Origin of the sequence: Streptomyces sp. NPDC049837 (assembly GCF_040674455.1) — a bacterium.
Classification (GTDB): Bacteria; Actinomycetota; Actinomycetes; order Streptomycetales; family Streptomycetaceae; genus Streptomyces.
Map to the genome: position 1 here is coordinate 687,178 of NZ_JBFAMP010000002.1, position 19,973 is coordinate 707,150.

Annotated in this window: 20 protein-coding genes; 13 read left to right on the forward strand and 7 right to left on the reverse strand. The window is 73.0% G+C overall.

From position 1 onward, the window contains the following. Nucleotides 1–7: 7 nt before the first annotated feature. The 3 genes from AB0J57_RS07630 to AB0J57_RS07640 all read left to right on the forward strand — a co-directional run bounded on the left by AB0J57_RS07630 (nt 8) and on the right by AB0J57_RS07640 (nt 3,902). Nucleotides 8–1,114, forward strand: coding sequence for a nitronate monooxygenase family protein (locus AB0J57_RS07630; protein ID WP_366127080.1), 1,107 nt, complete (start codon nt 8–10; stop codon nt 1,112–1,114). Nucleotide 1,115: 1 nt separating this feature from the next. Further along, a complete protein-coding gene (locus AB0J57_RS07635) occupies nt 1,116–2,693 on the forward strand; it encodes an acyl-CoA synthetase (protein WP_366127081.1) in 1,578 nt (525 codons plus the stop codon). 69 nt (nt 2,694–2,762) lie between these two features. Continuing rightward, complete coding sequence (locus AB0J57_RS07640; RefSeq protein WP_366127082.1) at nt 2,763–3,902, forward strand: ionic transporter y4hA; 1,140 nt, start codon at nt 2,763–2,765, stop codon at nt 3,900–3,902. An 18-nt stretch (nt 3,903–3,920) separates the two neighbouring features. Here the strand turns inward: AB0J57_RS07640 and AB0J57_RS07645 are convergent, their stop codons facing one another. Both AB0J57_RS07645 and AB0J57_RS07650 read right to left on the reverse strand, forming a co-directional pair. After that, a complete protein-coding gene (locus tag AB0J57_RS07645) occupies nt 3,921–6,254 on the reverse strand; it encodes a penicillin acylase family protein (protein WP_366127083.1) in 2,334 nt (777 codons plus the stop codon). A gap of 114 nt (nt 6,255–6,368) precedes the next feature. Then, nucleotides 6,369–7,475 (reverse strand): glutamate--cysteine ligase, encoded by a 1,107-nt coding sequence (locus AB0J57_RS07650; RefSeq protein ID WP_366127084.1) that lies wholly within the window; start codon nt 7,473–7,475, stop codon nt 6,369–6,371. 159 nt (nt 7,476–7,634) lie between these two features. Here AB0J57_RS07650 and AB0J57_RS07655 point away from each other — a divergent pair, with 159 nt between their 5' ends. Beyond that, nucleotides 7,635–8,348 (forward strand): restriction endonuclease, encoded by a 714-nt coding sequence (locus tag AB0J57_RS07655; protein WP_366127085.1) that lies wholly within the window; start codon nt 7,635–7,637, stop codon nt 8,346–8,348. Here AB0J57_RS07655 and paaK read toward each other — a convergent pair. From paaK to AB0J57_RS07670, 3 genes are all read right to left on the reverse strand, one after another. Next, on the reverse strand, nt 8,314–9,606 hold the full coding sequence (paaK, locus tag AB0J57_RS07660; protein WP_366127180.1) for a phenylacetate--CoA ligase PaaK: 1,293 nt from the start codon (nt 9,604–9,606) through the stop codon (nt 8,314–8,316). The genes AB0J57_RS07655 and paaK overlap by 35 nt on opposite strands. Nucleotides 9,607–9,747: 141 nt before the next feature. Next, nucleotides 9,748–10,239: a GNAT family N-acetyltransferase gene (locus AB0J57_RS07665; protein ID WP_366127086.1), complete on the reverse strand. Its 492-nt coding sequence runs from the start codon at nt 10,237–10,239 to the stop codon at nt 9,748–9,750. 45 nt (nt 10,240–10,284) lie between these two features. Continuing rightward, on the reverse strand, nt 10,285–11,910 hold the full coding sequence (locus AB0J57_RS07670) for an acyl-CoA synthetase (RefSeq protein ID WP_366127087.1): 1,626 nt from the start codon (nt 11,908–11,910) through the stop codon (nt 10,285–10,287). Between the two features lie 165 nt (nt 11,911–12,075). Here AB0J57_RS07670 and AB0J57_RS07675 point away from each other — a divergent pair, with 165 nt between their 5' ends. The 5 genes from AB0J57_RS07675 (at nt 12,076) to AB0J57_RS07695 (ending at nt 16,750) form a co-directional block, all read left to right on the forward strand. Further along, entirely contained in the window at nt 12,076–12,876 is an 801-nt protein-coding gene (locus AB0J57_RS07675) for a crotonase/enoyl-CoA hydratase family protein (RefSeq protein WP_366127088.1), read from the forward strand. 319 nt (nt 12,877–13,195) lie between these two features. Continuing rightward, complete coding sequence (locus AB0J57_RS07680) at nt 13,196–14,170, forward strand: OB-fold domain-containing protein (RefSeq protein WP_366127089.1); 975 nt, start codon at nt 13,196–13,198, stop codon at nt 14,168–14,170. Next, on the forward strand, nt 14,170–15,225 hold the full coding sequence (locus tag AB0J57_RS07685; RefSeq protein WP_366127090.1) for a thiolase domain-containing protein: 1,056 nt from the start codon (nt 14,170–14,172) through the stop codon (nt 15,223–15,225). The genes AB0J57_RS07680 and AB0J57_RS07685 overlap by 1 nt, the downstream gene beginning before the upstream one ends. Further along, nucleotides 15,215–16,384, forward strand: a complete 1,170-nt coding sequence (locus AB0J57_RS07690; protein ID WP_366127091.1) for a thiolase domain-containing protein — start codon at nt 15,215–15,217, stop codon at nt 16,382–16,384. Before AB0J57_RS07685 ends, AB0J57_RS07690 begins: the two co-directional genes overlap by 11 nt. Nucleotides 16,385–16,507: 123 nt before the next feature. Continuing rightward, the gene (locus tag AB0J57_RS07695) at nt 16,508–16,750 is read left to right on the forward strand and encodes a DUF397 domain-containing protein (protein ID WP_366127092.1); all 243 of its coding nucleotides are present in this window, start codon (nt 16,508–16,510) and stop codon (nt 16,748–16,750) included. On the opposite strand, the gene AB0J57_RS07700 is transcribed toward AB0J57_RS07695, so the two are convergent. Both AB0J57_RS07700 and AB0J57_RS07705 read right to left on the reverse strand, forming a co-directional pair. Beyond that, on the reverse strand, nt 16,743–17,324 hold the full coding sequence (locus tag AB0J57_RS07700; protein ID WP_366127093.1) for a hypothetical protein: 582 nt from the start codon (nt 17,322–17,324) through the stop codon (nt 16,743–16,745). The genes AB0J57_RS07695 and AB0J57_RS07700 overlap by 8 nt on opposite strands. After that, a complete protein-coding gene (locus AB0J57_RS07705; protein ID WP_366127094.1) occupies nt 17,321–17,698 on the reverse strand; it encodes a PadR family transcriptional regulator in 378 nt (125 codons plus the stop codon). The genes AB0J57_RS07700 and AB0J57_RS07705 overlap by 4 nt, the downstream gene beginning before the upstream one ends. Nucleotides 17,699–17,833: 135 nt before the next feature. Here AB0J57_RS07705 and AB0J57_RS07710 point away from each other — a divergent pair, with 135 nt between their 5' ends. From AB0J57_RS07710 to AB0J57_RS07725, 4 genes are all read left to right on the forward strand, one after another. After that, nucleotides 17,834–18,433 (forward strand): ABATE domain-containing protein, encoded by a 600-nt coding sequence (locus tag AB0J57_RS07710; RefSeq protein WP_366127095.1) that lies wholly within the window; start codon nt 17,834–17,836, stop codon nt 18,431–18,433. Nucleotides 18,434–18,516: 83 nt separating this feature from the next. Further along, nucleotides 18,517–18,918 carry an ACT domain-containing protein gene (locus AB0J57_RS07715; protein WP_366127096.1) on the forward strand — a complete coding sequence of 134 codons (402 nt, stop codon included), beginning with the start codon at nt 18,517–18,519 and terminating at the stop codon, nt 18,916–18,918. A gap of 125 nt (nt 18,919–19,043) precedes the next feature. Then, nucleotides 19,044–19,544, forward strand: coding sequence for a hypothetical protein (locus AB0J57_RS07720; protein WP_064070633.1), 501 nt, complete (start codon nt 19,044–19,046; stop codon nt 19,542–19,544). Between the two features lie 33 nt (nt 19,545–19,577). Then, entirely contained in the window at nt 19,578–19,973 is a 396-nt protein-coding gene (locus AB0J57_RS07725) for an RNA-binding S4 domain-containing protein (RefSeq protein WP_366127097.1), read from the forward strand.

The window sequence follows — 19,973 nt, forward strand, 5'->3', positions numbered from 1 at the left end:
GCCGCCCATGGAGACGGAGCTGAGCAAGAGACTGGGTGTCGAGCACGCCATCTTCGGCTTCACGCCCTTCCCCGCCGTGGCGGCCGCCATCACCAGGGCGGGTGGATTCGGCGTCCTGGGCGCCGTCCGCTACACCGCCCCCGACGACCTCGCCCGGGACCTCGACTGGATGCAGGCCCACACCGACGGTCTGCCCTACGGCCTGGACGTCGTCATGCCCGCCAAGAAGGTGGAGGGGGTGACCGAGGCCGACGTCGAGGCGATGATCCCCGAAGGGCACCGGCGGTTCGTCGCCGAGACCCTCGCCAAGCACGGCGTACCCGAACTCGCCGACGGCGAGGCCTCCGGCTGGCGCATCACCGGCTGGATGGAACAGGTCGCCCGCGGCCAGCTCGACGTCGCCTTCGACTACCCCATCGCCCTCCTCGCCAACGCACTCGGCTCCCCGCCCCCCGACGTCGTCCACCGCGCCCACGACCGCGGCGTCCTCGTCGCGGCCCTCGCCGGCAGCGCCAAGCACGCCCGGCGCCACGCCGAGGCGGGCATCGACATCGTCGTCGCCCAGGGGTACGAGGCGGGCGGCCACACCGGCGAGATCGCGTCCATGGTCCTCACCCCCGAGGTCGTCGAGGCGGTCAGCCCCCTGCCCGTCCTCGCCGCCGGGGGCATCGGCAGCGGCGAGCAGATCGCCGCCGGGCTCGCCCTCGGCGCCCAGGGCGTCTGGCTCGGCTCGATCTGGCTCACCACCACCGAGGCCGACCTCCACTCGCCCGCCCTCACCGCCAAACTGCTGGCCGCCGGCTCCGGTGACACCGTCCGCTCCCGCGCGCTGACCGGTAAACCCGCCCGCCAACTGCGCACCGAGTGGACCGACGCCTGGGACCACCCGGACGGCCCGGGGCCCCTGCCCATGCCGCTCCAGGGCCTGCTGGTCGCCGAAGCCGTCTCCCGCATCCAGAAGTACGAGGTCGAGCCGCTGCTCGGCACGCCCGTCGGCCAGATCGTCGGCCGGATGACCTCCGAGCGCGGCGTCCGGGAGGTCTTCGACGACCTCACCCGGGGATTCGAACGGGCCGTGGCCCGCCTCAACCGCATCGCCCAGAGGAGCCGGTGACATGACGCAGCCCAATGGCCCGCAGCCCAATGGCACGCAGCCCAACGGCTTCTGGGCCCAGGCCGCCGCCGACCCCGCCCGCACGGTCCTGACCGCGCCCGACGGCGAGCAGTGGACCGCCGGCGAGCTGCACGCCGCCGCCAACCGGCTCGTCCACGGACTGCGCGCGGCGGGCCTGGAGACCGGCGACGCCTTCGCCGTCGTCCTGCCCAACGGGGTGGAGTTCCTCACCGCCTACCTCGCCGCGTCCCAGGCCGGGCTCTACCTGGTCCCCGTCAACCACCACCTGGTCGGGCCGGAGATCGCCTGGATCGTCGCCGACTCCGGCGCCAAGGTGCTCATCGCCCACGAACGGTTCGCCGACGCGGCGCGGGCCGCCGCCGACGAGGCGAAGCTCCCGCCGAGCCACCGGTACGCCATCGGAGCCGCCGACGGCTTCCGCCCGTACGCCGAACTCCTCGACGGGCAGCCCGGCTCACCGCCCGGCGGCCGCACCCTCGGCTGGGTGATGAACTACACCTCCGGCACCACCGGCCGCCCTCGCGGCATCCGCCGCCCCCTGCCCGGCAAGCCCCCGGAGGAGGCGTACCTCGGCGGATTCCTCGGCATCTTCGGCATCAAGCCGTACGACGGGAACGTCCACCTCGTCTGCTCGCCGCTCTACCACACCGCCGTGCTGCAGTTCGCGGGCGCCGCCCTGCACATCGGGCACCCCCTCGTCGTGATGGACAAGTGGACGCCCGAGGAGATGCTGCGCCTCATCGACGCCCACCGGTGCACCCACACCCATATGGTCCCCACCCAGTTCCACCGCCTCCTCGCCCTCCCGGAGGAGGTGAGGGCGCGGTACGACGTGTCGTCCATGCGCCACGCCATCCATGGGGCCGCCCCCTGCCCCGATCACGTCAAACGGGCGATGATCGACTGGTGGGGCACCTGCGTCGAGGAGTACTACGCGGCCAGCGAGGGCGGCGGCGCCTTCGCCACCGCCGAGGACTGGCTGAAGAAGCCCGGCACGGTGGGCAGGGCGTGGCCCATCAGCGAACTCGCCGTCCTCGACGACGACGGCCGTCCCCTCCCGCCCGGCGAACTGGGCACCGTCTACATGAAGATGACGACAGGCGGCTTCAGCTACCACAAGGACGAGGCCAAGACCCGCAAGAACCGCGTCGGCGACTACTTCACCGTCGGCGACCTCGGCTACCTCGACGAGGACGGCTACCTCTTCCTCCGCGACCGCAAGATCGACATGATCATCTCGGGCGGGGTCAACATCTACCCCGCCGAGATCGAGGCCGTCCTCCTCACCCACCCCGCCGTCGCCGACGCCGCCGCATTCGGCATCCCGCACCCCGACTGGGGCGAGGAGGTCAAGGCGGTCGTCGAACCCGCCGAGGGCCACGCCCCCGACGCCACCCTGGCCTCCGCGATCCTGGCCCACTGCGCCGAGCGCCTCGCCGGCTACAAACGCCCCAAGAGCGTCGACTTCATCGCGTCGATGCCCCGCGATCCCAACGGCAAGCTCTACAAACGCCGCCTCCGCGACCCGTACTGGGAGGGCCACGAGCGCCCCGTGTAGCCGCGCCACCGCACCCGTTTCGGCGCCCATACCGCGCGGTGCGCCGCCCGCTCTGGCAGCGTGGCGGCCATGAGTACCGGCACGGGCGGCACGGGCGGCACGGGCACGGACACCGGCACGGCAGGGCTGACGCACCAGTGGACCACGTGGGTGCCGGTCGTCGCCGTGCTCGTGCTGGGCCTCGGCTGGGGGCGCGACCTGCCGGGGCCGGTCGTCGCGGTCGTCGGGCTGTGCCTGATCGGCTCCGTCCTGTCGGCCGTGCACCACGCCGAGGTCGTCGCCCACCGCGTCGGTGAGCCGTTCGGGTCACTGGTTCTCGCCATCGCGGTGACCGTCATCGAGGTCGGGCTGATCGTCATGCTGATGGCGGGCGGCGGCGACAAGGCGTCCACCTATGCCCGGGACACCGTCTTCGCCGCCGTCATGATCACCTGCAACGGCATCGTCGGCCTGGCCCTCCTCGTCGCCGCCCTGCACAAGCGGCGCGTCGCGGTCTTCAACGCCGAGGGCTCCGGCGGCGCGCTCGCCACCGTCCTCACGCTCGCCGCCATGACCCTGGTGCTGCCCAGCTTCACCACCAGCCAGCCGGGCCCCGAGTTCACCGGGGCGCAGTTGGCCTTCGCCGCCGTCGCCTCGCTCTGCCTGTACGGGATCTTCGTCGCCGTACAGACCGTCCGCCACCGCGACTACTTCCTCCCCGTCGCGCGCGACGGGGACGCGACCGGTGGCGACGAGCACGCCCCGCCGCCCACCCTCCGGGCGACGTGGTGGAGCCTCGGCCTGCTCCTGGTGGCCCTGGTCGCTGTCGTCGGGAACGCCAAGCTGGTCTCACCCACCATCGAGGACGGCGTCGAATCCGCCGGCCTGCCCAAGGCGGTCGTCGGTGTCGTCATCGCCCTGATGGTGCTGCTGCCCGAGACCCTGGCCGCCGCGCGCGCCGCCCGCCGCGACCGCGTGCAGACCAGCCTCAACCTGGCGTACGGCTCCGCCATCGCCAGCATCGGCCTGACGATCCCCGCCATCGCGCTGGCCACCGTCTGGCTGTCCGGGCCCCTGGTGCTGGGGCTGGGCCCGCTCCACCTGGCGCTGCTCACGCTCACCGCCGTGGTGAGCGCCCTGACCGTGGTGCCCGGACGAGCCACTCTCCTCCAGGGCGGCGTGCACCTGGTGCTGTTCGCCGCCTTCGTATTCCTGTCGTTCAGCCCGTGACCGCCCGGCCCGTGACCGTCACTCCCTGACGCGCACCACCCGCAGCGCCGGATCGGTCAGGATGTTGTCCCTCTCGCAGAACCGGGCCGTCACCCACCGCTCGCCCGAGAACAGCGCCGTCTGGTCGCTGGCGTGCGGCGACACCGGGTTCGACGACTGCGCGTACGTCAGCAGGGTCCGTGCCACCGGGCACCGGCCGCCGTCCCAGCCGACCGCCTGGACGTGGCTCGTCCCGTGCGCCACCTCCGTGTAGCCGCCGCCCGCCGCGTTCCACACCGGCTCGATCTTGTTCCAGACGCCCAGCATCTCCGTACCGCCGTGCACGGGGACGCGTTTCCCGCCGCGTACGACGAACTGGTGGTCACCCAGCGGCGCGTCCAGCGGAATCCCGGCCGCCCGCAGCTCGGCGACCGCATCCGTCAGCGCCTTCGCGAAGGCCGGCGCACCCGTGTTCAGGGTGTGCGGCGTACGGACCGGGTCGGCCGCCGAGAACGGCACCTTCCACAGCTCGGCCGCCGGAACGGACGCCGTGAGCCTGCGCCAGAAGCGGTCGAAGAGCAGCGCGCCCCGGCTGCCGGTGTCCATCGTGCGGTCCCACCGCCCGAGCACCTCGCACGCCCTGGGCTCGTCCGGGAGCACGGCCGGGCACGCCCTCGCCACGTCGGCCGCCGCCAGGTCGCCGGCCGGCACCCGGTTCGCGAACTGCTGCCGTTGCAGATCCGCCACGGTCAGCCGGCCCTTCGCGGCCATCGCCGCCACGTCCTCGACACCGCCCCGGGTGCGCAGCGAACGCGGCGTCGCGATCGTCCCGAACACCCGCTCGTAGCCGGTCAGCGGCCGCTCGGCGTTGGTCAGCCACGCGCTGTCGTTGGAGTTCACCGCGTACGGCGCGTCCTGGAGCACCGGCGCCCGCGACGGCCCGAAGATGCCCGGCTGCACCGCGTCCCGGTCCGAGCCCGGCGCGCACTCGGCGCGCGAACTGTCCAGCACCGCCACACCCGACGCCGGATACGTCACCGTGCCCAGCGGCGTGGAACAGCGCCGCGCCAGCTCGTCGGTGACGCGCGGCAGCACCTGCGACTGGGTGAACAGGGTGTGGCCGCCCGCGTCCGCCGCGATCGTGTTCACCCACGGCAGGCCCTGGGTGCGCCGCAGCGCGTCCAGCACCCCGCGCGCGGAGCGGGCCCTGGCGAACCCGAGCGCGGTGTCCGTGCCGCGCAGGTTGGCGGCGTTGGGGTCGTTCAGCGCGTACGCCGTCGTCGCCGACCACGGCAGCGGCAACGCCGCGCCCAGCGAGGTGACGACCGGCCCGTACCGGGTCCACCACTGGGTACGGGTGACGGGGGCGCCGCCCTTGATGGGCACGGTGACCGTCCGCTTCCTCATCCGCTCCGGCCGGCCGTCGACCAGGTACACGGTCGGGTCGGCCGGGTCCAGGGCGAGCTGGTGCAGGTTGAGCGTGACGCCCGTCGCGACCGTGTGGCTCCACGCCACCTTGCCGGTGAAGCCGATGTTGACTGCCACGGTGCCGAGCAGGGAGCCGCCCGAGACGTTCAGCTCGCCCGGGATGGTCTGCTGCGACTGCCAGAACCGCCGGCCGCCGTGCCAGGGGTAGTGCGGGTTGCCCAGCAGCAGGCCGCGGCCGTTCGCGGTCGTGGCGCCGCTGAACGCCACCGCGTTGGATCCCATGTCGGCGCTCTCGGCGGCGAACAGGGCGCGGGCCGCCCGTGCCGCCCGTGCCGGGTCGACGGGCGCCACCGGAGCGCTGCCCGGCGGCCGCGCGGCCGTGATGCCGTCCACGGCGCGCCCCTGCCCGCCCAGCACCGCGAGGGCGAAGCCGCGCCGGGCCACGTCCAGCGCCGACACCGGGCGGACCCAGCCGGCGCCCGCGCAGGCCGGGTCGGTGACGCGGTTCTGCCGCAGCCAGGCGTTGTAGCCGGCCGCCCAGCCGCGCATCAGCTCCTTCGCCTCGCGGCTCGGGCCGGCCGGAGCGGGCGGGCGGAGCAGCCGCTCCACCGTCCCCGCGTCCCGTACACCACGGAAGTACAGGTCACTGGAGAGGTTCGTCCTCGCGGACGACAGCGCGCCGTCGGACGCGGCCTCCGGCCCGAAGTGGCGCGAGCGTTCGCCGCGTACGGTCACGAAACCGTCGGCGAGCACGCACACCTGGTCGGCGGCCTGCGCCCAGCCGGTGCCGAAGCCGAGGTTCGCGTAATCCTTGGCCAGGATGTGCGGGATGCCGTACTCGGTGTACCGGATGACGGCCGACAGGCCGCCGCCGGAGTGACGTTCAGCCGGTACGGCGGGACTCGCCGTACCGGCTGCGGTCGCGAGCGCGACGACGGCCGGCACCAGGCGTCTTCTCAGGAGATGCCTTCTCAGGCGATTGCGGAGGGGCAACGTGCCTCCCAACGGGACTGGGACGAAAGCGCGTTGGGCCATGCACCCACCCGTCGGACCGGCCTGTCAACATCCCGTTCGGTATCCGCTGGTGAGACGTACGCATTCGGCGACCACCTCGCGCAGGTCGCCGGTCCGCCGCAGCAGGTCCCGCTGGATCCGGGCGCCGTTGCCGGTCTTCAGCAGGCCGGCCAGCGCCTCCTGCGCGGGCACCACGTCACCGCTGTCCTCCAGGGCGTCCCTGACGTGGTCGAACAGCGCCCGCACCACCGCCTCCGCCGGCGCGGGCCGCATCGTCACCGGGTGGACCAGCTCGTCCTCCAGCCCCGACCGCGCCGCCCGCCAGGAAGCCAGCCGCAGCAGCGCCACACCGTGCCGGGCCGGCGGCTCGCCGTCGCGCCACTGCCGCGCCGCCGTTTCCACGAGGCCGCGCACCAGCGTGGCCAGCAGCACCGTGGTGGACGGGTCCAGACAGACGTCCGCCACCCGGACCTCCACGGTCGGGTACGCGTGGGACAGCCGGGCGTCGAAGTACACCATCCCCTCGTCCCGCAGCACCCCGCTCGCGACCATGTCGGCGACCTGCTCGTGGTACCGGTCGGCGGAACCGAAGATCTCCACCGGACCGGCCGACGGCCAGCGCCCCCACACCCGGTTGCGGTAGCTGGCGTACCCGCTCTCCTCGCCCTGCCAGAACGGCGAGTTCGCGCTCATCGCCAGCAGCACCGGCAGCCAGGGGCGGATGCGGTCCAGCACCGCCACGCCCTCCTCGTCCGACTCCACCGACACGTGCACGTGACAGCCGCACGTCAACTGCTCCTGGGCGGTGAGGCCGAAGTGCTCCTTCAGCCACTGGTGGCGCTCACCGGTGCCGATCGCCGGAGAGACCGGCAGCGGTGAGGTCGCCAGCGCGGCGATGGACGCGTCCAGCCCCTCGGCGTGCCGCGCCGCCTCGGCCCGGCACCGCCGGATCTCCTCGCCCAGGTCACCCATCACGGTCTGCGGGCGCGTGGCGAACTCCAGTTGCTGGCGCTGGAGTTCGCTCTCGAACACCTCGTCGTCGCCGTGCGGGTCCCGGGACGCGGCCGCCAGCACGGCCGCCGACAAGGCCCTCGGCTCCCCGCTCGCGCTGTCCACCAGCAGCAATTCCTCCTCGACGCCCACACTGCGCACGACCCACCTGCCTCTCCGACGACGATGAGCGTCGTTTGCCCCGGATCCGGTCCCGCACGCCTCGGCCGTGTGCGTGGACGCGCTGACGGGGCATACGGGCAGCACAAGATCGTCCGTCGGCATGAGTCCGCCCACGAGGTGTGAGAAGGGAGCCCGCAGATGGCGATACCCGTCCGCAGGCCAGGCACGGACCGAGTCACCCGCCCGGGCGGACGCCGCCCGCGCTTCAGCCTCCGCGACACCACGCTCGGCTTCGGTCTGGTGGCCATCGCCCTGTGCGGTACGGGAGCGATGGCGCGGGCAGCGGTCCGTGACACCGCCGACGTGCCCGCCGCCGCCCTCGCCGTGGCGGGCACCCTGGCGGTGGCTCTGGCCCTGGCCCTGGTCCTGGTCCTGGTGCGCGCGGCGCGGCGCCGCCGCGTTCCGGCCGCCCTGCCCACGGAGCCCCCCGTGTACGTGGACTACGCGGCCATGGACGCGGACGCCTTCGAACAGGCGGTGGCCGACCTCTGCGTACGGGACGGCTGCCTGGACGTCGAGGTCGTCGGCGGCGCGGGGGACCTGGGCGCGGACGTGGTGGCCACCGCGCCCGACGGGCGGCGCGTCGTCATCCAGTGCAAGGCGTACGGCCCCGACCACAAGGTGGGCTCCCAGGACGTGCAGCGCTTCGGCGGAACCTGCTTCGCCGTGCACGACGCCCACATCGCCGCCGTCGTCGCCACCAGCGAGTTCACCGAACCGGCCGCCCAGTACGCCGCCCAGTGCGGCATCCTCTGCGTCGACCGCCAGGCCCTGACGGCCTGGACGGAGGGCACCGGCCCGGCCCCCTGGCTCCAGGTCAGCGAGCCTGACGCAGGTCCACGATGCGCTTGATCTTCCCCACCGACCGCTCCAGCGTCTCCGGGTCGACCACCTCCACCCCCACCGACACTCCGATCCCGTCCTTCACGGCCGCCGCCACCGCCCGCGCCGCCTCGGCGCGCACCTCGCAGCTCGCGTCCGCCCGGGCCTCGGCGCGCACGGTCAGGGCGTCCAGCCGGCCCTCCCGCGTCAGCCGCAACTGGAAGTGCGGGGCCAGGCCCGGCGTACGCAGCACGATCTCCTCGATCTGGGTGGGGAAGAGGTTCACGCCCCGCAGGATCACCATGTCGTCGCTGCGCCCCGTGACCTTCTCCATCCGCCGGAACGCCGGACGCGCCGTCCCCGGCAGCAGCCGCGTCAGGTCACGGGTGCGGTAGCGCACGACCGGCATGGCCTCCTTGGTGAGCGAGGTGAACACCAGCTCGCCCCGCTCGCCGTCCGGCAGCACCTCGCCCGTCAGCGGGTCGACGACCTCCGGGTAGAAATGGTCCTCCCAGACGTGGAGGCCGTCCTTGGTCTCCACGCACTCCTGCGCGACCCCCGGGCCGATCACCTCCGACAGGCCGTATATGTCCACCGCGTCGATCGCGAACCGCTCCTCGATCTCCCGCCGCATCTCCTCGGTCCACGGCTCGGCCCCGAAGATGCCCACCTTCAGGGACGTGGAGCGCGGGTCGACCCCCTGCCGCTCGAACTCGTCCAGCAACGTCAGCATGTACGACGGCGTCACCATGATGATCTCGGGCCGGAAGTCCTGGATGAGCTGCACCTGCCGTGCCGTCATGCCACCGGAGGCGGGAACCACCGTGCAGCCGAGCCGCTCCGCCCCGTAGTGCGCGCCGAGGCCACCCGTGAACAGCCCGTACCCGTACGCCACATGGACCGTCTGCCCCGGCCGTCCGCCGGCCGCCCGGATCGACCGGGCCACCACGTCCGCCCAGGTGTCCAGGTCGCGGTCGGTGTACCCGACGACGGTGGGCCGGCCGGTCGTTCCGCTGGACGCGTGGACCCGCCGTACCCTCGACCGCTCGACCGCGAACATCCCGAAGGGGTAGTTGTCGCGCAGATCGGCCTTGGTGGTGAACGGGAAACGCGCCAGATCGGCGAGCGTACGGCAGTCCTCCGGGCGTAGCCCCGCCTTGTCGAAGGCCTGCCGGTAGAAGCCCACGTTCTCGTACGCGTGGCGCAAGGTGGCCCGCAGCCGCTCCAGTTGGAGCGCCTCCAGCGCCGCGCGGTCGAGCTCCTCCCCGGCGTCGAGCAGGTCCGTCATCCGTCGCACGCTCCGTCCTCCGCAGCCGCCCCGAACCGGACGACCGATCATTCGGTCGATCCGTTGTGGATCAGTAATCCAAGTCCGCGGCCGGAAGGCAAGGGGTGCGCGGCACCTTTCTCGTTACGGGGGTCCCGGCGACTACGGTGTGACGGGGATGACCAGCTCCGGGCGGTCCCACATCACGGCCGGCGGGTTGGCGTTCACCGTGCCGACCCGCCGCGCGCCCACGCTGCGGTAGAAGCCCTCGGCGGGCGGGTGCGACACGACCCGCACAGCGCCCACCCCGGCCGCCCGGGCCCGCTCCGTCATGTGCGCGATGAGCCGGCGGCCGACACCGAGCCCCTGGGCGGAGTCGGCGACGAACATGAGGTCCAGCTCCGGCGGGGACAGGACGAGCGCGTAGAAACCGAGCACGCGGTCGTCCTCCCCGGCGGCGAGGTGCACCTCGTGGGCGTCGATGTAGTCCGGCCCCACCCGGTAGCCCGCGACCATGGGCGCGTAGGGACCCTCGTAGGCGCGTGAATTCCGCACCAGCGAGGTCAGCCGCTTCGCGTCCCGGGCCGTCGCCCGCCTGATCCGCACCGGCTGCTGCTCCGGCCGGACCGCGGTGCCCGTCATATGCGAAGTCATGTGGAGAGTATTACCCTCCCGCCCGCCGGACGGGAAACGACCAGGTCAGGGCCGTGCGGCCGCGGCCTCCGCCACGGACCTGGCCCAGCGGTAGTCCGCCTTGCCGCTGGGGGAGCGCTGGATCCGGTCGGTGATCACGAGTTGCCGGGGCACCTTGTACCCGGCCAGCCTGGTGCGGCAGTGGCCCTGGATGTCGTCCAGCGAGGGCCGCTCCGCGCCCGCGCGCAGTTGCACCACGGCCGCCACGTGGTGGCCCCACCGGGGGTCGGGGACGCCGGCGACCAGCGCGTCGTACACGTCCGGATGCGACTTGAGCGCCTGCTCGACCTCTTCGGGGTAGACCTTCTCGCCGCCCGTGTTGATGCACTGCGACCCGCGCCCGAGGACGGTGACGATCCCCTCCTCGTCGACCGTCGCCATGTCACCCAGCAGCACCCACCGCTCCCCGCCCCGCCGGAAGAAGGTCTCGGCGGTCTTGACGGGATCGTTGTAGTAGCCGAGCGGCACGTGGCCGCGCTGGGCGACGCGCCCGACCTCTCCCGGTGCCACCGGTTCGTACGTCGCCGGGTCCACCACCTGCGTACGGCCGTTGACCCGCAGCCGGAACCCCTTGCCCGCACCCGAGTCGTCCGTCGCCGTGCCGTTGAAACCGGACTCGGAGGACCCGAAGTTGTTCAGCAGCATCACATGCGGGACCAGCGCCAGGAACTGCTCACGCACCGTCTCCGACATGATCGCCCCCGACGACGACACGCTGAACAACGACGACAGGTCGACCCCCTTCAGCGGCCCGTTCAGCGCGTCGATCAACGGCCGCAGCATCGCGTCGCCGACCAGCGACACGCTGGTGACCTTCTCCTTCTCTATCGTCCGCAGCACCTCGTGCGGCACGAACTTGCGGTGCAGCACGACCCGCTGGCCGAAGTTGAAGCCGATGAACGCGGTGAGCGTGGACGTCCCGTGCATCAATGGCGGAGTCGGGAAGAAGGTGATCCCCTCGCCGCCCGCCGCGACCCGCTCGGCCAGCTCCTCGGGGCACTTCACCGGCTCCCCGGTCGGCGCGCCACCGCCGAGGCCGGAGAAGAACAGGTCCTCCTGGCGCCACATCACGCCCTTGGGCATACCGGTCGTGCCGCCCGTGTAGATGATGAACAGGTCGTCGCCCGAGCGGTCCCTGAAGCCCCGCTCCGGCGACCCGCCCGCCTCCGCCTCCGCGAACTCCGTGCACACGAGGTCCGGCGCCCCCTCAGGGGGAGTGCCCACCCGCACCGGATGCCGAAGCCTCTCCGTCTTCGGCAGCGCGGCCGCGACCCGCCCCGTGAACTCGGCGTCGAACACGAGCCCGGCCAGATCGGCGTCCCGGTAGAGATAGACCAGCTCCTCCTCCACGTACCGGTAGTTGACGTTCACCGGCACGAGCCGCGCCTTCAGACACCCGAGCACCGTCTGCACGTACTCCACGCCGTTGTACAGGTGCAGCCCCACGTGCTCACCGGCCCGCAGCCCCGCGTCCAGCAGGTGGTGGGCGATCCGGTTCGCGGCGGCGTCCAGCTCCGCGTACGTCAGCCGGCGCTCCGCGCCCGTCCCCGGATGGTCGAGGTGGACGAGCGCCTCGCGGTCCGGGACCACGTCCACGACCGACTCGAACAGGTCGGCAAGGTTGTACTCCACCGCTCCTCCTCCACCCCGGCCCTCACTGGCTCGCGGTCATTAGAGCGCCGCCGCCCACAAGTGGGAAGGGACCGCGCCAAAGAACCTGACTGAGTGTCAGAAAGCTATTGAACTGACACCTCCACTCCTGCAACCTGTTCTGGATCCGGAACCGGGAGGACGGCCATGAGCGGTACGGAACACCTCACCGTGCGGCGCGAAGGCGCCACACTGATACTCACCCTGAACAGGCCCGAGGCGAAGAACGCCCTGTCCCTGCCCATGCTGGTCGGGCTGTACGACAGTTGGATCGAGGCCGACGAGGACGACGCCATCCGCTCCATCGTGCTCACCGGAGCCGGCGGCGCCTTCTGCGCGGGCATGGACCTCAAGGCCCTGGCCGGGGACGGCATGGCCGGCCAGGAGCACCGCGAGCGCCTGAACGCCGACCCCGACCTGCACTGGAAGGCGATGCTGCGCCACCACCGCCCCCGCAAGCCGGTGATCGCCGCCGTCGAGGGCCACTGCGTGGCCGGCGGTACCGAGATCCTCCAGGGCACCGACATCCGTGTGGCCGCAGAATCGGCCACCTTCGGGCTCTTCGAGGTGAGGCGCGGCCTGTTCCCCATCGGCGGCTCCACCGTCCGCCTGCCGCGCCAGATCCCGCGCACCCACGCCCTGGAGATGCTGCTCACCGGCCGCCCCTACACGGCGGCGGAAGCGGAGCGGATCGGCCTGGTCGGCCACGTCGTCCCCGACGGCACCGCCCTCGACAAGGCCCTGGCCATCGCCGAGCAGGTCAACGCGTGCGGCCCGCTCGCCGTCGAGGCCGTCAAGGCCTCCGTGTACGAGGCGGCGGACCTCCCCGAAACCGAGGCCCTGGCCGCCGAACTCAAGCGCGGCTGGCCCGTCTTCGACACTGCCGACGCCAAGGAGGGCGCCCGCGCCTTCGCCGAGAAACGCGCCCCCGTCTACCGCCGCGCCTGACGCCCCGGCCCGCAGCCGGCAGACGGCCGGGGCGGGGCGGGGCCGTGCAGGGTCGCCCCCGGAGGGGCTGGCGGCAACGGGCGGGCTCCCGAAAAGACAACCCATGGCCGCCGGCCCCGTGGGGGTGCCCCCTCTGGGGGACAGCCGAGCCCGGAGGGGCCCCGCCCCCCCACCCTGGCCGAACCCGCCCCGCCCCACCGGCAGGAGCCGCCCCACCCACCGGCGGGAGCGGCCCCGCCCCAGCGATCCGTACCGCCCCAGCGATCCGTACCGCCCCAGCGATCCGCGCCCGCGCGACGCGGAGATCGGAGCACCGCCCATGACAGCCGCCCCCGCGCCGCAGACCCTCCGCGCGCCCCTGGTCGTGGAGTTTCCGTTCACCCGCTCCCTCGGCCCCGTCCAGTCCGCCTTCCTCACCGGCCTGCGTGAACGCACCGTCCTCGGCGTCCGCGCCACCGACGGCAGGGTCCTCGTCCCGCCCGTCGAGTACGACCCGGTCACCGCCGAGGAGATACGCGACCTCGTCGAAGTCGCCCCCACCGGCACCGTCACCACCTGGGCCTGGAACCCGGCGCCCCGCCGCGACCAGCCCCTGGACCGCCCCTTCGCCTGGGCGCTGGTCCGGCTCGACGGCGCCGACACCGCGCTCCTGCACGCCCTCGACGCACCCGGCGGCCCGGACACCGTACGCACCGGAATGCGCGTCCGGGTCCGGTGGGCGGAGCACCGCACCGGCGCCATCACCGACATCGCCTGCTTCGAACCGCACGACGACAGGAGCGAACCCGGACCACGCCCCCAGCCCCGCCTCCACACGGGGCAGTTCACCGACCCCGTCACCGGCATCGTCGCGCCCGCCCGGCTCGACTACACCTATTCGCCCGGCCGCGCCCAGAGCGCCTACCTCAACGCCCTGGCCGGCCGCCGGACCGTCGGCGAACGCTGCCCGTCCTGCCGCAAGGTGTACGTCCCGCCCCGCGGCGCCTGCCCGACGTGCGGTGTCGCCACCACCGAGCAGGTCGAGGTCGGCCCGCGCGGCACGGTCACCACGTACTGCATCGTCAACATCAAGGCGAAGAACCTCGACATCGAAGTCCCCTACGTCTACGCCCACATCGCCCTCGACGGCGCCGACCTCGCCCTCCACGGACGTATCGGCGGCATCCCCTACGACCAGGTGCGCATGGGGCTGCGGGTGGAACCGGTCTGGACCGACGACAGCCGCTACCCCGACCACTACCGGCCGACCGGCGAGCCCGACGCCGACTACGACACCTACAAGGAGTTGCTGTGATGCGCGAGGTCGCGATCGTCGCCTTCGCCCAGACCGACCACCGGCGGCGCACGGACGACCTCTCCGAGGTCGAGATGCTCATGCCGGTGCTCCACGAGGTCCTGGACCGCACCGGCCTGAAGACCGGGGACATCGGCTTCACCTGCTCGGGCTCCTCCGACTATCTCGCGGGCCGGGCCTTCTCCTTCACCATGGCCCTTGACGGCGTCGGCGCCTGGCCGCCCATCTCCGAGTCGCACGTGGAGATGGACGGCGCCTGGGCGCTGTACGAGGCGTGGGTGAAGCTGCTGACCGGTGAGGCCGACACCGCCCTCGTCTACTCCTACGGCAAGTCGTCGCCCGGCCCGCTCCGGGACGTGCTCACCCGCCAGCTCGACCCCTACTACCTCGCCCCCCTCTGGCCCGACTCCGTCTCCCTCGCCGCCCTCCAGGCGCAGGCGCTGATCGACGCCGGTGACACCGACGAGCCGCGGCTCGCCGCCATCGCCGCCCGCAGCCGGGCCTCGGCCGCCGACACCAACCCGCACGCCCAGCTCCGTGGCCCATGCCCGCACGGCGACTACCTGGTCCGCCCGCTGCGCACCGGCGACTGCCCGCCCATCGGCGACGGCGCGGCCGCCGTCGTCCTCGCCGCCGGGGACCGGGCGCGCGAGCTGTGCGACCGGCCCGCCTGGATCCGTGGCATCGACCACCGCATCGAACCGCACGGCCTCGGCGTGCGCGACCTCACCGAGTCGCCCTCCACCCGCCTCGCCGCACAGCGCGCCGGCGCCTTCGACCGGCCCGTCGACACCGCCGAGCTGCACGCCCCGTTCACCTCCCAGGAGGTCGTACTGCGCAAGGCGCTGAGCCTCGACGACAGTGTCCGGGTCAACCCCTCCGGCGGCGCCCTGGCCGCCAACCCGGTCATGGCGGCGGGCCTCATCCGGCTCGGCGAAGCCGCCGCCCATATCCACCGGTGCGCCTCCGACCGCGCCCTCGCCCACGCCACGTCCGGCCCCTGCCTCCAGCAGAACCTGGTCGCCGTCCTGGAAGGAGAGCCCCGTGCCGCATAAGGAACCCGTGGCCGTCGTCGGGGTCGGCCAGACCAAGCACGTCGCCGCCCGCCGTGACGTCTCCCTCGCCGGACTCGTCAGGGAGGCCGCCCAGCGCGCCCTGCTCGACGCCGAACTCACCTGGGCGGACATCGACGCCGTCGTCATCGGCAAGGCCCCCGACTTCTTCGAGGGCGTGATGATGCCGGAGCTGTATCTGGCCGACGCCCTGGGCGCGGTCGGCAAGCCGATGCTGCGCGTCCACACCGCCGGCTCGGTCGGCGGCTCCACCGCCCTCGTCGCCGCGAACCTCGTCGCCGCCCGGGTCCACTCCACCGTCCTCACCCTCGCTTTCGAAAAGCAGTCCGAGTCCAACGCCATGTGGGGCCTGTCGCTGCCCATCCCGTTCCAGCAGCCGCTGCTCGCCGGCGCGGGCGGTTTCTTCGCCCCGCACGTGCGCGCGTACATGCGCCGCACCGGCGCACCGGACACGGTCGGCTCCCTCGTCGCGTACAAGGACCGGCGCAACGCGCTGAAGAACCCGTACGCGCATCTCCACGAGCACGACATCACCCTGGAGAAGGTCCAGGCGTCCCCGATGCTCTGGGACCCCATCCGGTACTCGGAGACCTGCCCGTCCTCCGACGGCGCCTGCGCCCTCGTCCTCACCGACCGGGCCGGCGCGGCCCGTTCGCCGAGGCCCCCGGCCTGGGTGCACGGCGGTGCCATGCGCAGTGAGCCGACCATGTTCGCCGGCAAGGACTTCGTCTCTCCGCAGGCCGGCAAGGACTGCGCGGCCGACGTCTACCGGCAGGCCGGGATCGCCGACCCGCGCCGGGAGATCGACGCCGTGGAGATGTACGTGCCGTTCTCCTGGTACGAGCCGATGTGGCTGGAGAACCTGGGCTTCGCCGCCGAGGGCGAGGGCTGGAAGCTCACCGAGTCGGGCGTCACCGAACTCGACGGCGACCTGCCCGTGAACCCCTCGGGCGGCGTCCTGTCCACCAACCCCATCGGCGCCTCCGGCATGATCCGCTTCGCCGAGGCGGCGCTCCAGGTGCGCGGGCAGGCAGGGGAGCACCAGGTGCCCGGAGCCCGCCGTGCGCTGGGGCACGCGTACGGCGGCGGGGCCCAGTTCTTCTCCATGTGGCTGGTCGGTGCCGAACCACCCGCCACCTGAGTGCCGCATCACCGGCACATGACCGGCTCACCGGTTACCTGACCGGCCGCGCGCCGCGCCCTGTCCGTGACCGGACCCGATGGCTAGTCTGAGCCCGGACGACGAACCGGGAGGAGCAGGCACGTGGCGGAGACCATCACCACCCAGCAGCAGCTCGCAGGATGGGAGAAGCCGGACCTCGACCTCAGCAACGCGAACTGGCAATCGGGCAGTCAGGGGGCGGGCGACGTCCAGATCGCCTTCGTCGAGGGATTCATCGCGATGCGCAACGGCGGCCGTCCGGAGAGCCCGTCACTGATCTTCACCCCCGCCGAGTGGCGCGCCTTCGTGCTCAACGCCAGGGAGGGGGAGTTCGACCTCACCTGACGGTGGTCTCCGGGTCACCCTGGTCCGCCCGCTTCCGGGCACGCGCGTCGGTGACAGCGAGCGCAAGCCCCGGCAGTATCAGCAGGACCGTGACCCACAGCGGCATGGGGAACAGCGGCTCGTCGCCGGCCAGTTGGTCTGCCACCAAGGCGGCCGGCAGGCCGACGACGGCCGCTACCAGCCAGCTCTTGGCCATCCCCAGCGAACCCCGCCGCAGCTCCACGGACACCGTGACCGCCGCGACGGCCACCAGCAGGGCGAGCCGGCCCGCGGTGACGGGGAGCGTGGTGGTCCGCCACAGCAGGTGGGACAGGAGCATCAGTACGCCCACCACGGACGGCACTATGGCCGCGAGCCGTGCCGCCCTCCGGTGCAGTGGCTGCCGGGCACGCGCCCAGGACGCGGCGAACGCCTTGACGTCGTCGCCGACCACGTCCCCCGGCCCCCGCCCGGCCGCCGCCGCGTCCTCCAGGTGGGCGGACAGCTCGGCGAGCATCTCCCGTACGGAGGCGTCGTCGATGCCCCGGTACGCCCAGTTGGCACGGCAGACCGCCAGTACCCGTTCGTTGGTCATGGTGTGGATTCCCCCGTCTTCTTCCTGTCCGCCAGGACCCGGCCGGCCTGGGCGGTGAACTCCCGCCAGACGGCCCGGCCACGGGTCAGTTCCGCTTCTCCGGCCGCCGTCAGCCGGTAGTACTTGCGCGGTGCCCCGCCGCTCGACGACGGGGCACGGTACGACTCCACGAGCCCGCCCCGCTCCATCCGCGCGAGCAGCGGATAGATGCTGCCCTCGCTGACGAGCTCCAGCCCGCTTTCCGTCAGAGCCTCCACGAACTCGTAGCCGTAGCGGGGCCTTTCGCCGATCAGCGACAGCAGGCACAGGTCGAGCACTCCGCGCAGAAGCTGACTGCGCCGCTGGTCACCGGTCGCCGGCAGCTCCTTTGTCATGCGACACATGGTAGTCACGCAGTGTCATGCGGCGCAAGACTTATGTGGAACAAGATTCATGCGGGGCAAGACTTCTGCCGCGCAAGACTCTTGCGGCGAACGGTAATGGCTGCCGGCCGCGCTACCGTGAGCCGTATGGCCGCACACCCGCTCGCGCTGGATCTCGCCCTCACCATCCGTCATGACGGCCGTGGCGGCGTCGCCGACGACCTCCAGCACCCCGACGGCCTCGCCGCCTGGATCCGCGAGCACGCGGACGCCCTCGACGCCGTACCCGGCGCCGCCCGCTCCGCCGCGGACGGGGACACCCTCGCGGCCGTCCGCGACCTGCGCGCCGCCGTCCGCGCCCTGTTCGCCCGCGCCGTGCCCGGCGACCCCAGCCCCGCCGACGCCCGGCGCCTGCTGCCGGTGGACACCGCGCTCCGGCGCCTCAACGCGGCCGCGGCAGCCGCCCCCGCCGTACCCCACCTGGCCTGGCCCGACGGGGCCGACCCGGTGGCCGGGTGGCGCCCCGTGGGCCCGGCGTCCGCCTCCGTCCGCGAGGCGCTGTGCGCCGCCCTCGCCCAGGACGCCATCGCCTTCCTCGCCGGACCGGACCGGTCCCGGCTGCGGGCCTGCCACGCGCCACGCTGTGTGCGGTACTTCCTCAAGGAGCATCCCCGCCAGGAGTGGTGCAAGCCCGCGTGCGGGAACCGCGCCCGCGTCGCCCGCCACCACCAACGCCACCACGCCTGACCGCGCCACCACACCTGACCCCACCACCACCCCCTGAGCCGCCACCACGCCCGGCGCCGGCTGTCCGGCCTAGGGTGAGGAGCATGAGTGGAGAACGCGACCTGAAGCGGCTGCTCGCCGGCATGCGACCCGAGCTCAACCCGGGGCACTTCGTCTTCGTCACCGTCGACGGCCCCGCCGTACCGCCCGGGCTGCACCCGGTCGTCACGGTCGCCGAATCGGAGGGCCTCACCCTGGTCGTACCGCAGGACGAGGCGGACGCCGCCTCGCTCCCGTACCACTACGTGGCCGGCTGGATCACCCTGCGGGTCCACTCCGCGCTCGACGCCGTCGGGCTGACCGCCGCCGTCTCCCGGGAGCTCGCCGACGCCGGGCTGAGCTGCAATGTCGTGGCGGGCTACCACCACGACCACCTCTTCGTCGAGTACGCCCGGGCGGGCGAGGCCCTCACCGCCCTGCGCCGCCTGGCGGAGCGCTCGGCCTGACCGGCCGGTCGCCCGAAACGGTGAATCACAGCGGCTCCCGTGGCCCTTGTGCCGGGGCCGTGCCGGCGGGCGGGGAGCGCGGGGCCGGGCGCCGCCCGGGGGGTCCGGGCACGTACCATGGCGACATGTCCTTCCTCCGCCGCCGCAGCGCCGCCACACCCGCGGGCCCGGACTTCGACGTCCTGGCCATGGACCCGGGCGACTGGCCCGGCAATCTCGGCGCCGGTCTCCTCCCCGCCCCCGACGGCACCTGCCAGGGCGTGTTCCTGCGGTACGACCTGTTCGGCGGCCGCGGCCCCGCGATGATCATCGGCAACCTCCCCGAGGGCTCCCCGGCCCGTGAGCTCGCGGAGGGACAGATCCCCTTCGAGGTCGCCCAGCTCCTGGCGGCGCTGGAGAACGACGAGCCGGTCGAGGTCGTCGAAACCGAGGACGTACCCGTGATGCAGGGCGACAACCTGCTGATCGTGCGCCGTCTGAAGCTCTCCGAGAGCCGGATCTCCTGCGTGCAGTTCGACCGCAGTGACAACGTGCTGGTGACCATCGCGAGCTGGGACCGCCCCATCACCGACGACCTGTACGCGCTGCTCAAGCCGCTGCCCGCGGAGCTCTTCCAGCAGGGCTGACCCGATCCTCCGACGCGGATTAGAGTCGGCGGCATGGCAGCGAACGAGGGGAAGACGACCGGTACCGCCCGGGTCGATAGCTGGATCTGGGCGGTACGGCTCACCAAGACGCGCTCGCAGGCGGCGACGGCCTGCCGGGCCGGGCACGTACGCGTCAATGGCGAGCGCGCCAAGCCCGCCCAGACCGTGAAGCCCGGCGACGAGGTGCGGCTGTTCCACGCCGGCCGCGAGCGCATCGTCGAGGTGAAGCAGGTGCTCACCAAGCGCGTCGGCGCGCCCGTGGCCGCCGAGGCGTACGTCGACAACAGCCCGCCCCCGCCGCCCCGCGAACACGTCGCCCTGGCGGGCGTCCGCGACCGTGGCGCCGGCCGCCCCACCAAGCGGGAACGCCGCGAACTGGACCAGTTGCGCGGCATCCGCCCGTCCTGA

Coding starts and splice junctions, on each gene's coding strand:
- AB0J57_RS07630 (WP_366127080.1), top strand. CDS start 8: ATGGAGACGGAGCTGAGCAAGAGACTGGGTGTCGAGCACGCCATCTTC.
- AB0J57_RS07715 (WP_366127096.1), top strand. CDS start 18,517: ATGAGTGGAGAACGCGACCTGAAGCGGCTGCTCGCCGGCATGCGACCC.
- AB0J57_RS07655 (WP_366127085.1), top strand. CDS start 7,635: ATGGCGATACCCGTCCGCAGGCCAGGCACGGACCGAGTCACCCGCCCG.
- AB0J57_RS07710 (WP_366127095.1), top strand. CDS start 17,834: ATGGCCGCACACCCGCTCGCGCTGGATCTCGCCCTCACCATCCGTCAT.
- AB0J57_RS07665 (WP_366127086.1), bottom strand. CDS start 10,239: ATGACTTCGCATATGACGGGCACCGCGGTCCGGCCGGAGCAGCAGCCG.
- AB0J57_RS07700 (WP_366127093.1), bottom strand. CDS start 17,324: ATGACCAACGAACGGGTACTGGCGGTCTGCCGTGCCAACTGGGCGTAC.
- AB0J57_RS07685 (WP_366127090.1), top strand. CDS start 14,170: ATGCGCGAGGTCGCGATCGTCGCCTTCGCCCAGACCGACCACCGGCGG.
- AB0J57_RS07675 (WP_366127088.1), top strand. CDS start 12,076: ATGAGCGGTACGGAACACCTCACCGTGCGGCGCGAAGGCGCCACACTG.
- AB0J57_RS07705 (WP_366127094.1), bottom strand. CDS start 17,698: ATGACAAAGGAGCTGCCGGCGACCGGTGACCAGCGGCGCAGTCAGCTT.
- AB0J57_RS07640 (WP_366127082.1), top strand. CDS start 2,763: ATGAGTACCGGCACGGGCGGCACGGGCGGCACGGGCACGGACACCGGC.
- AB0J57_RS07720 (WP_064070633.1), top strand. CDS start 19,044: ATGTCCTTCCTCCGCCGCCGCAGCGCCGCCACACCCGCGGGCCCGGAC.
- AB0J57_RS07635 (WP_366127081.1), top strand. CDS start 1,116: ATGACGCAGCCCAATGGCCCGCAGCCCAATGGCACGCAGCCCAACGGC.
- AB0J57_RS07680 (WP_366127089.1), top strand. CDS start 13,196: ATGACAGCCGCCCCCGCGCCGCAGACCCTCCGCGCGCCCCTGGTCGTG.
- paaK (WP_366127180.1), bottom strand. CDS start 9,606: ATGACGGACCTGCTCGACGCCGGGGAGGAGCTCGACCGCGCGGCGCTG.
- AB0J57_RS07725 (WP_366127097.1), top strand. CDS start 19,578: ATGGCAGCGAACGAGGGGAAGACGACCGGTACCGCCCGGGTCGATAGC.